The following is a 2,085-nucleotide window of genomic DNA, read 5'->3' as shown; positions in this document are numbered from 1 at the left end:
TGCTTTAGTCGATCAAGCCATGCAATTACCCGATGACGATATACAGAATTTCTGCCCAGCACTGAGCATTGCTGGCTGTCGACATGAAACCCAGTATTCCCGTTTATTTCGTTCATGAATAAGAGAAAAACAAAATGAAAGAACCTTTACGAGTTGGCATCGGTGGTCCGGTTGGTTCCGGTAAAACAGCCTTAACGTTGGCCTTATGCAAGCGACTACGCGACAAATACAATATTGCCGTGGTGACCAATGATATTTATACCAAGGAAGATGCCGAGTTTTTAACCCGTAATGAAGCGTTGTCAGCTGATCGGATTATTGGGGTCGAAACGGGTGGATGTCCGCATACCGCCATCCGCGAAGATGCTTCGATGAATCTGGAAGCCGTGGCTCAACTCAGTAAACGTTTCGATCCGTTGGACATCGTGTTTGTTGAAAGTGGTGGCGATAATCTGGCTGCGACGTTCAGTCCGGAACTGTCGGATCTGACTATTTATGTGATTGATGTGTCCGCTGGTGAAAAGATCCCGCGTAAAGGTGGTCCGGGCATTACCAAATCAGATTTGCTGGTGATCAATAAAACCGATCTGGCCTCATTGGTCGGGGCTTCTTTGGAAGTAATGGATCGTGATTCCAAACGTATGCGTGGTGAACGGCCTTTTGTATTCAGTAACCTTAAGCAGGAAGACGGTCTGGATCAGATTGTGGCGTTTATTGAAAAACAGGGACTGATGTTGAATTAACCGTTTAACCAAGAGGGAAAAGAAATGAAAAAAATGCTTTTAACGATACTGGGTATAGTCGCTTTTCCAGCCATTGCTTTTGCTCATCCCGGACATGATATGGCTAACTTTGCCAGTGGATTCAGCCATCCGTTTACGGGTATTGATCATTTGCTGGTGATGCTGGCGGTAGGTTATTGGGCCGGAAAGTCTCAGTCTTCTGCACGATGGCAGGTGCCGATGCAGTTTGTCATGTTTATGCTGTGTGGTGTGGTACTGGGTGCAGTGATATCCGGGCTGGCAGTTGTTGAAGTAGCGATTGCAGTCAGTGTGTTGGCAATGGGCTTGGTGATTTTACTCAACACTTCAATTAATCGATTCTGGCAACTGACATTAACCACGGTCTTTGCGTTATTGCATGGCTTTGTTCATGGTCAGGAATTGGTTGCTGCAGGCAATGGCCTGGCAGCTGTAGCGGGTATGGTGATGGCGACCATGATTCTGCTCGCCACGGGTGTTTACCTTGCCAGTTTTAAAGATCAACTGGGGCTGTTCGTACAACGTGCCTTTGCGACAGTGTTAACGTTGAGCGGAGCATATTTGTTAATAATGTAAACAGTCACGAACAGCAGGGACAAGTGGACCGGTCTGTCTTTCAGGTAAGTGACTGAAAGGATAGATCGGTCCCAGCTTTATTAGCGTTGAAAAAAACAATACGTAATACTACGTAGATAAAAAACCGCTGCTCGTACATTATGATGTTATTGGGTAAGTTACACCCAGCGCATTTAATCTGGAGCATGGATATCCATCAATCGGTTGGGCTAAATGTATCAGGAAGTGAAGCTTTGATGGATTCATCAGAACATAATGCACCACAGCGTATTGTCAAAATTCGTCGTGATTACAATACCTGGGTCGCTAATGAAACGCTGGAAGACTATGCGCTGCGTTTCACACCCCACTCTTTCAGGAAGTGGTCAATTTTTCGTGTCTCCAATACGGCACTGGGTGCTATTTCCTTTCTGGTTCTGGAGGTTATCGGCGGTGCATTAGCTGTCAATTTTGGTTTTGTGAATGCCTTTTGGGCCATTCTGACCATTAGTCTGATTATCTTTATGACCAGTTTGCCCATCAGTTATTATGCCGCCAAATACGGCCTGGATATGGATTTGCTGACCCGCGGTGCGGGATTTGGCTACATCGGTTCTACTATCTCTTCATTTGTCTACGCGACCTTCACCTTTATTCTTTTTGCGCTTGAAGCCGTGATCATGGCCTACGCCTTAAATATGTACTTTGGATGGCCGATTTATGTCTGGTATTTGATTTCAGCAGTGATCGTAATTCCTTTAGTCAACCG

General features: G+C 45.7%; 3 protein-coding genes. All 3 read left to right on the top strand.

Annotated elements, in window-relative coordinates:
• The first annotated feature begins 134 nt into the window (after positions 1-134).
• On the top strand, positions 135-743 hold the full coding sequence (gene ureG, locus B3182_RS01545) for an urease accessory protein UreG (protein WP_292354407.1): 609 nt from the start codon (positions 135-137) through the stop codon (positions 741-743).
• A 24-nt stretch (positions 744-767) separates the two neighbouring features.
• Positions 768-1,337 carry a HupE/UreJ family protein gene (locus tag B3182_RS01540; protein ID WP_292354408.1) on the top strand — a complete coding sequence of 190 codons (570 nt, stop codon included), beginning with the start codon at positions 768-770 and terminating at the stop codon, positions 1,335-1,337.
• 236 nt (positions 1,338-1,573) lie between these two features.
• A partial coding sequence (locus tag B3182_RS01535; RefSeq protein WP_414683333.1) for a purine-cytosine permease family protein occupies positions 1,574-2,085 on the top strand: 512 nt, incomplete at its 3' end.

The organism is Methylophaga sp. UBA4204 (assembly GCF_002379485.1).
Lineage (GTDB): Bacteria > Pseudomonadota > Gammaproteobacteria > Nitrosococcales > Methylophagaceae > Methylophaga.
The sequence above is the reverse complement of the archived record's forward strand: the minus strand, read 5'-3'. Positions and strand labels throughout refer to the sequence as shown.